7 protein-coding genes are annotated in these 8016 nt (G+C 75.1%); 5 read left to right on the top strand and 2 right to left on the bottom strand.

The genetic code is table 11. From position 1 onward, the window contains the following. Positions 1–315: 315 nt before the first annotated feature. Together ACOJUF_RS09155 and zapE are read right to left on the bottom strand one after the other, a co-directional pair. Complete coding sequence (locus tag ACOJUF_RS09155) at positions 316–1338, bottom strand: endonuclease domain-containing protein (RefSeq protein WP_420121551.1); 1023 nt, start codon at positions 1336–1338, stop codon at positions 316–318. A gap of 180 nt (positions 1339–1518) precedes the next feature. Beyond that, on the bottom strand, positions 1519–2517 hold the full coding sequence (zapE, locus tag ACOJUF_RS09150; protein WP_420121550.1) for a cell division protein ZapE: 999 nt from the start codon (positions 2515–2517) through the stop codon (positions 1519–1521). Positions 2518–2566: 49 nt separating this feature from the next. Here zapE and ACOJUF_RS09145 point away from each other — a divergent pair, with 49 nt between their 5' ends. From ACOJUF_RS09145 to ACOJUF_RS09125, 5 genes are all read left to right on the top strand, one after another. Continuing rightward, a complete protein-coding gene (locus ACOJUF_RS09145) occupies positions 2567–3319 on the top strand; it encodes a pyrimidine reductase family protein (RefSeq protein WP_420121549.1) in 753 nt (250 codons plus the stop codon). After that, on the top strand, positions 3316–4902 hold the full coding sequence (locus ACOJUF_RS09140) for an alpha/beta hydrolase (RefSeq protein ID WP_420121548.1): 1587 nt from the start codon (positions 3316–3318) through the stop codon (positions 4900–4902). The genes ACOJUF_RS09145 and ACOJUF_RS09140 overlap by 4 nt, the downstream gene beginning before the upstream one ends. Before the next feature lie 125 nt (positions 4903–5027). Continuing rightward, positions 5028–5627, top strand: a complete 600-nt coding sequence (locus tag ACOJUF_RS09135) for a DUF3000 domain-containing protein (protein ID WP_420121547.1) — start codon at positions 5028–5030, stop codon at positions 5625–5627. A 227-nt stretch (positions 5628–5854) separates the two neighbouring features. Then, complete coding sequence (locus ACOJUF_RS09130; RefSeq protein WP_420121546.1) at positions 5855–6484, top strand: LuxR C-terminal-related transcriptional regulator; 630 nt, start codon at positions 5855–5857, stop codon at positions 6482–6484. A 55-nt stretch (positions 6485–6539) separates the two neighbouring features. Further along, positions 6540–7859 (top strand): HRDC domain-containing protein, encoded by a 1320-nt coding sequence (locus ACOJUF_RS09125; RefSeq protein ID WP_420121545.1) that lies wholly within the window; start codon positions 6540–6542, stop codon positions 7857–7859. Positions 7860–8016: the final 157 nt, after the last annotated feature.

Genomic DNA, 8016 nt, shown 5'->3' with positions numbered 1-8016 from the left:
CGACTCGTGCTCGCCCGCGATCTCCGTGACCATCCGCACCGCCCGCTGCTTGAGCTCCTGCGGGTACCGCCTCGTTGAATCTCCCGGCATGACTCCAACCTTCCCAAGCTCTGGAGTCTCCGGACATGCCGGGGGGATTCAAGTCTTCCTCGCCCTCAAACCCGCGTCCACCGAAAAACGACCCGCCAAAGCAGCTTGACGACCATAGGAGCATCCCGCCCCGACCTGACCCGCCCCGACCCGCCCCGACCCGCCCTGACCCGCCCCGCCCCGCCCCGCCCCGCCCCGCCCCGCGAGTGTGCACAAAGTGCCCCGTCAACGGGGCCGAACGGGCCCCATATGGCCCCGCGCCCGGCGGACGGGGGCGGGCCGCCAGCCGCCGGCGACGAGGGCCTGTCCGATCCGCGCCAGGCAGGTCTCCCGGTCCGCGAAGAACGCCCGTCCGGTCAGCCGGACCACCCGCCAACCGTGCGCCGCGAACAGGTCGAGCCGGCCGACGTCCCGGTCGTACTGCCGGGTATCGGTGCGGTGCTGGTCGCCGTCGTACTCGACGACCACCCGATACCGCCGGTACACCATGTCCCCGCGCCCGATGAAGGTGCCGTCGGCGGCGTGGACGTCGAGGTTGAGCTCCGGTTCGGGTAGCCCGGCCTCGACGATCGCCAGCCGGACCAGCGTCTCCGGGCGGGACTCGGCGCCCTGACGGATCAGGCCGACCGCCCGCCGGGCCTTCACCGTGCCGCGTCCGCATGCCCGATCGACGCGATCCACCAGGTCGCCCAAGGCGAGGTAGGGCCGCTCATCCGGCCCCTCGGGGAATCCTGGGCTCAGGATCAGTGCGTCGCCGACCGCCACCAGGTCGGGCAGGGCGAGGACGGCCGCGAGTTGGCAGAACAGGGTGGCGGGGTCGACCGATCGGAAGCCGCCTCGCGACACGGTGAAGATCAGGTGGTGGCTGAGCCGATGGCCGATGACGCCCGGAAGGCGCGGCGACATCGACGGCTCCATCACGGCCACGTGCACCGGGCCGTCTCCGGTCGACCATCCTGGGAGTGGCAGCGGCCAGAGCCGAGCCGCCGTCAGGTGGGAGAAGAACGCGCCGTCCGGGACCACCAGTTTCAGCGCCGAGCACCGCTCGCGCAGGGCCGCGTCGGCCGCGACCCACACCGATCCGCCCGACTGCTGACCCGGTCCGGCCGCCCGCCGCACCCCGCGGACCGGTCGCTCCAGGTCGTGCCGGCGCATGCGCTTCGGGCTCAAGCCCACCGCCCGACCCTGGGCCACGGTGAACGGGATCGCCTTGAGGTCGGGCGGCAGTTCGTCCGGAGGGCGCGGCACCCGTCAAGCGTGGCCGATCCCGGTGACCCGGCCTCGACTTGTCCACATTCGCCCGGCCCGCAAGCGCCGAGTGTGCAGAAGGTGCCCCTTCAACCCCGTCGAAGGGGCACTTTCTGCACACTCGCGGGCGGGGCGGGGCGGGGCGGGCGGGCGTGCGGGGCGGGGCGGGGTCAGGCGGGGTCAGGCCGCGGCGTCGCGGGCCAGGGCCAGGATGCGGGACGTGGCCCGCTTGTACTTCTTGCGGTACCCGCCGCTGAGCATCTCCGGGGTGAAGATCTCGTCGAGCGGGGCGCCGGAGGCCCGGACGGGGATGGAACGGTCGTAGAGGCGGTCGATCAGCACGACCCAGCGCAGCGCGGCCGACTGGTGTTCCAGCGGGGCCACCCCGGCGAGCTGGACCGACTCGACGCCGTCGAGCAGCCGGCCGTAGCGGGACGGGTGCAGGGCGCTGAGCCGGTCGGTCAGCGCGGCGAACGAGTCCAGGCTGGCGCCGGGCGCCTGTGCGGCGGCGACCAGGTCGGCCTCGGGCAGCGGCGGCGGCGCCGGGGCGAGCCCGGAGTGGCGGTAGTCGGGGCCGTCCACCCGCAGGGTGCGGAACCGGGCCGCCAGGGCGTGGATCTCCCGCCGGAAGTCCTCCGCCGCGAACCGGCCCTCGCCCAGCTTGTCCGGCAGCGTGTTCGAGGTCGCCACCAGGGACACGCCCGCGTCGGACAGCTGCCCGAGCAGCCGGGTCATGAGCATGGTGTCGCCGGGGTCGTCCAGCTCGAACTCGTCGACCGCGACGAGCTTGTGCCCGGACAGCCGCCGCACGGTCTCGGCGTACCCGAGCGCACCGACCAGGTGGGTGTACTCGACGAAGGTGCCGTACGCCTTGGGGCCGGGGACGGCGTGCCAGACCGAGGCCAGCAAGTGGGTCTTGCCGACGCCGAACCCGCCGTCGAGGTAGAACGCCCCCGCAGCGGCCGGCGCGGACCGGCGGAACAGGCCCTTCTTCACCGGCGTCCCGACCTGCTCGGCGAACGCGGACAGCGCGTCCACGGCGGCCTGCTGGCTGGGCTCGTCGGGCGCGGGCCGGTAGGTGGCGAACCGCACGTCGCGGAAGCGGGGCGGCGGCACCAGCCCGTCGATCAGCTCGTCCGCATCCACCACGGGGTCACGGTCGACCAGTTCGATGGGCATGACGGTGCAGCGTATCGGGACCGCACGCGGCGTCTGGTACGGATGAGATGTGCGTGCAGACACACCCGCCGGGCGGGGCCGGCCGGCCGGCCCCGAGCTGGGCGACCGGACCGACGACGAACTCGCCGCGTTGTACGCCTGGCCCGACTCCCCCGGGCCCACGGTCCGCGCGAACATGGTCACCAGCCTGGACGGGGGCGCGGCCCTGGACGGCCGCTCCGGCGGGCTGGGCAACGAGGCCGACCAGCGGCTGTTCGCCGTCCTGCGGGACCTGGCCGACGTCATCCTGGTCGGCTCGGGCACGGTCCGCGCCGAGGGGTACGCCGGCGTCGAGCTGGACGACGCCCGCCGGGCCCGCCGCGTCCGGTGGGGCCGGCCGGCCGCCCCGCCCCCGATCGCGGTCGTGACCGGCCGGGGCCTGGACCCCGGCCTGCCACTGTTCACGGCGTTCGAGACCGCCCCGATCGTCGTCACCCCGCGGGTGGCGGCGGACCGGGTGCCGGACACCGCGACGGCCGTGCTCGCCGGCGAGGAGTCGGTGGACCTGGCCGCCGCGATCCGCGGCCTGGCCGAGCGTGGGTTCCGCCGGATCCACTGCGAGGGCGGGCCGGATCTGCTCGGCCGTCTCGTCGACCAGGATCTGCTGGACGAGTGCTGCCTGACGATCGCCCCGATGCTGCTGGGGTCGGCGGCGACCCGCCTGCTGCCCACCGAGCTGGCCTCCCCGGCCCACTGGACCCCGGTGACCATCGGGGTCGACGGCGCCCACCTGTTCGCCCGCTACCGGCGGACCGGGCGGTGAGGATCGGACCGGCCCGCCGGCGCGCCGCGGGAGCGCTGGCGCTGCCGGCCGCGCTGGCCCTGCTCGCCGGCTGCACCCTGGGCCCGTCGCAGCGGCCCGATCTCGCCGTCGACGGTTCCGGCCCGGCCGCGACCACCCAGGCCCCGCCGCAGAGCAGCGCGGTCGGCCCCGGCGGGCCGGGCCAGCGCGCGCAGCCGATCCGCTGGGAACGCTGCGCGGACGTCGCCGACACCGACCCGGCCACCGGCCAGGAGTTCGAGGTCGACTGCGCCACGGTCGTCACGGAGGGCGCGGCCGTCGGCGGGGTGGGCCGGCGCAGCATCGAGGTCGCCCGGGCCCGGGCGGCCGGCGTCGCGCCGGACGCGCCGGTGCTGGTCGTCCTGCCGAACACCCCCGGCGACCAGGGGCGCAGCGACGTCGCCGCGGTCGCCGGCGGCCTGTCCGCCGCCGTGCGCCAGCACTTCGCCGTGGTGACCGTCGACCTCGCCGGCACCGGCGACGCCGACCCGATCGCCTGCGTGACGGGCCCGGACCTGACCGGGGTGACGACCCTGGGCGCCGACCCGGAGCCGGCGGCCGCGGCGCAGGCGCTGGCCGACGTGACCCGTTCCATCACCTTCGAGTGCACCGACGCCGGCGGCCCGGACCTGCCGCTGGTCAACAGCACCGAGGCGGCCGACGACCTGGACCACCTGCGGGCGGCACTGGGCACCGACCGGCTCACCCTGCTGGGCCGCGGGTTCGGCGCGACCCTCGGCGCGGTCTACGCCGACCGGTATCCGGCCCGCGTGCAGGCCGCGGTGCTGGACGCGCCGGCCAACCCGCTGGACCCCCCGGACGCCCGGGCCACCGCGGTCGCCACGGCGGCCGAACAGGCCCTGGACCGCTTCGCCGCCGCCTGCCCGGGCTTCACCGGCGGCTGCCCCCTGGGGGCCGACCCCCGGGCCGCCGTCGAACAGCTCGTCGCCGGGCTCGACGCCGGCACCGCGCCCGGCAACGGCCGGGTGACCGGCGGCACGGTGCTGATGACGCTGCTGCTGCGGCTGGGCGACCCCGACGGCTGGCCGCAGCTGGCCGCGGCGCTGGCCGCGGCCGGTCAGGGCAGCACCGGCTCGCTGGTCGGGTTGCTGCGGGAGTCGCTCGGCGAGGATGCCGGCACCCGGCAGACCGACGGCTGGTTCGACCCGACACTGATCTACACCTGCAACGACAGCGCGGTCCGGCTCACCGGGAACACGCTGGACGCCGCGATCGGCCCGGCCCGGTCGGCGGCCCCGCTCTTCGGCCCGTACACCGTCGGCCTGGCCGCGCTGTGCGGGTCGTGGCCGGCGCCGGAAAACGCGCTCGGCGCGGTCAAGGCGACCGGGGCCGCGCCGATCCTGGTGGTCGGCGCCGTGAACGATCCGGTCGCGCCCTACGAGGCGGTGCGCGGGCTGGCCGGTCAGCTCGCCTCCTCGACGCTGCTGAGCTGGCAGTCCGGCCGGCACGGCAGCTACCCGGCCAGCCCCTGCGTGAGTGCGGCGGTGGACGGCTACCTGCTCCAGGGTCAGCTGCCGGCCGTCGGCACGCTCTGTCCTCCCTGACGGCCGCCTCCCGGATCCCGAACGGCCCGGCGGACCCGTCCGAGCCGGGCCCGACGCCGCCCGCCGCGGGCCGATCCCGGCGTGGTTTCGGGGCACTGTCGGTGCCCGGTCGTATGGTCGCGGGCATGACGGGGTCCATGACGGCGGCGGGACCGGCCGCCTTCCGCGGGGCGGTGTCCCGGCTCGGGCTTGCCCGGTTGCGCCGGGAGATCGAGGTCGGTCCGCTGCCGGCGCCGGCCCGCCTGGCGCCCTACAGCCACGCCGTGTCCGTGGCGGTGTACCCGGTGGGCGCGGAGGAGGAGACCGCGTCCGGCCGACTGGTCCTGCTGTTCGACCCGGACGGGGTACCGGCCTGGGGCGGGGAACTACGAATAGTGGCGTTCGCCACATGTGAGCTGGACACCGAGATCGCCCAGGATCCGCTGTTGCCGGAGGTCGCCTGGAGCTGGTTGACCGAGTCCCTCGAGGCCAGCGGGGCCGGATTCAGCGCGCTCGGCGGCACCGTCACGGCCACGAGTTCCACCCGATTCGGTGACATTGCCGGGCCTCAGCGCGCGGATGACCTCGAACTCCGGGCATCCTGGACGGCAGATGAGCACACCGACGTCCATCTACAGGCGTTCGCCGGGTTCCTGGCGGCGGCTGCGGGCCTTCCGCCCGAAGGCGTGACGCTGCTCCAGCGGGCTGATGCTTTCGCTGCGCGAACAAGCCGATACGATTCGTAGTCGCTACTCGTTACGGGTGCTTGACCACGGACGGCGGAAGGGTCAACACTATGGGTGACAACAGACCGACGAAGCACGTCAGGGCCGAGTCGATCTTCTAACTCGACGGTAGGCCGATCAACCCGGACAATTGGCACGTCACGCACGTTTGCGTGACCGGGTGGGGAGGAAGTCCGGTGAGCAGTTTTTCGGTGGCCCATGGGCCAGGAACGACGGGGGCGGGGGCCATGGAACGAAGTACGCAGGTCGAGCAGGGCATCCTGCTGCCGACCCAGCGCACCCCGGCGGTGCAGGCGCCGCGGGCGGGGCTGCGGTCCTCGACCGTGTTGTTGGTGGACCCCGATCGGGCGACCCGCGAACCGTTGAAGGCGAGCCTGGTCGAGGTGGGCATCGGGCGGGTCGTCGAGGCCTCGTCGGCCGCCGCGGCCGAGGAGATCGTGCAGCGCCAGATCGTCGGCGAGCTCGCCCTGGTGAGCCTGCAGCTGGGCGCGGAGGCGGTCCGGCTCGTGCAGGCCCTGCGGGACGCGGGCTGGTCCCGCACCATCGCGCTCGCCCCGACGGCCGACATCGGCCCGGTCATCGACGCGGTCGGATCCGGCGTCAGCGGCGTGCTCATCGGCCGGCGGGCCAACCCGGCGGCGGCCGCCATCCCGGCCACCATCCACGACCTGTCCAGCCGCGAGATCGAGGTCATCCGGCTCGTCGCCGACGGTCGTTCCAACAAGTGGATCGGCGACCAGCTGTCCCTCTCCGCGCTCACCGTCAAGAGCCACCTCGCCCGGATCGGGCGCAAGCTGGGCACCGGCGACCGCGCGCACATGGTCGCTCTCGCGATGCGCGCCGGGGTCATCGCCTGAGCGCGAACCGGACCGTTGTCCCGTCCCTGCCGCACCGGCGCGGTAAATTCCGCTGATGGCCCCCACCACGGACGTTGACGGCGACGGCGTCGCCGGCGCGCCGGGGTCGACGTCGGCGGGGACCTCTACGGCGCCCGACCCGGCGCTCCCGCCGGAGTCGACCGCCGTCCCGCTGCTCGTACCCTCCGATCCCGTCGTCGCCCCGGTCACCGGCCTGGGCGAGTTGCTCGGCTGGGCCCGCCGGCTCGCCGACGGTCCGGCCGAGCCGGTGGCCATCGACGCCGAGCGGGCGTCCGGCTTCCGGTACGGCGGCCGGGCCTACCTGGTCCAGCTGCGCCGCCGGGACACCGGCACCGCCCTGCTGGACCCGATCGCCCTGGGCGACCTGCAGGTGCTGGACCAGCCGCTGGCCCGCAGCGAATGGGTGCTGCACGCGGCCACCCAGGATCTGCCCTGCCTGGCCGAGGCGGGCATCCGGCCGCGGACGCTGTTCGACACCGAACTCGCCGGCCGGCTGGCCGGCTTCCCCCGGGTCGGCCTAGCCCCGCTGGTCGAGCGGATGCTCGGGCTGCAGCTGCGCAAGGGGCACGGGGCGGCCGACTGGTCGACCCGGCCGCTGCCGCACGACTGGCTGGTCTACGCCGCGCTGGACGTCGAGGTGCTGGTCGAGCTGCGCGACGCGATGGAGGCCGAGCTGATCCGCCAGGGCAAGCTCGAGTGGGCCCATCAGGAGTTCGCCGCCCTGGTCGCGGCGCCCCCGCCCGCCCCGCGTCCCGATCCCTGGCGCCGCACGTCGGGCGTGCACAAGATCACCGACCGGCGCGCGCTGGCCGTGGTCCGCGAACTCTGGCTGGCCCGGGACGGGCTGGCCCGGCGCCGCGACGTCGCGCCGCACCGGGTGCTGCCGGATTCGGCGATCATCGCCGCGGCCGCGGCCCGGCCGACCACCATCGGCGCGCTGATCGCGCTGCCGGTGTTCTCCGGCCGGATGCAGCGGCGCAACGCCGACACCTGGCTGGCCGCGGTCACCCGCGCCCTGGCCCTCCCGGTCGAGGAGCTGCCGCCGTCGCGGTTCGCCGGGGACGGCCCGCCCGCCCCGGCCAAGTGGGCGTCCAAGGACCCGGCGGCGGCCGCCCGGCTGCAGTCGGCCAAGGCCGGCCTGGCCGAGCTGTCCGAGCGCGTGCAGACCCCGGTCGAGAACCTGATGTCGCCGGACCTGGTGCGCCGGGTGCTGTGGACCCCGCCCGACGGCGACGGGGCCGGGCTGGACGCCGCCCTGGCCCAGGTGCTCGCCGACCGGGGGGCGCGACCCTGGCAGATCGAGCTGACCACCCCGGTGCTGCGCGCGGCCATCCGGCAGGCCGGCCCGGCCTAAGTTACCCGCGGGTAACTTTGCGGGTAGCATGGCGTCGAGGGCCGGCCCCTCGCCCTGCACCCCGGGGTGGCGCCGACGGCGGCCGGGGCGTGTATACGTGAGGTTCGACCCGGCAACATTTTTACAAGGCCGTGTCATGTACGGAAAAGACCGCCCC

Origin of the sequence: Nakamurella sp. (assembly GCF_048594475.1) — a bacterium.
Lineage (GTDB): Bacteria > Actinomycetota > Actinomycetes > Mycobacteriales > Nakamurellaceae > Nakamurella.
This window is presented reverse-complemented; position numbering and strand designations above follow the sequence as displayed.

What these genes read in the sequence shown, in the direction of transcription:
- ACOJUF_RS09130 (WP_420121546.1), top strand. Translation starts at nt 5,855, where the DNA reads ATGGAACGAAGTACGCAGGTCGAGCAGGGCATCCTGCTGCCGACCCAG.
- zapE (WP_420121550.1), bottom strand. Translation starts at nt 2,517, where the DNA reads ATGCCCATCGAACTGGTCGACCGTGACCCCGTGGTGGATGCGGACGAG.
- ACOJUF_RS09125 (WP_420121545.1), top strand. Translation starts at nt 6,540, where the DNA reads ATGGCCCCCACCACGGACGTTGACGGCGACGGCGTCGCCGGCGCGCCG.
- ACOJUF_RS09135 (WP_420121547.1), top strand. Translation starts at nt 5,028, where the DNA reads ATGACGGGGTCCATGACGGCGGCGGGACCGGCCGCCTTCCGCGGGGCG.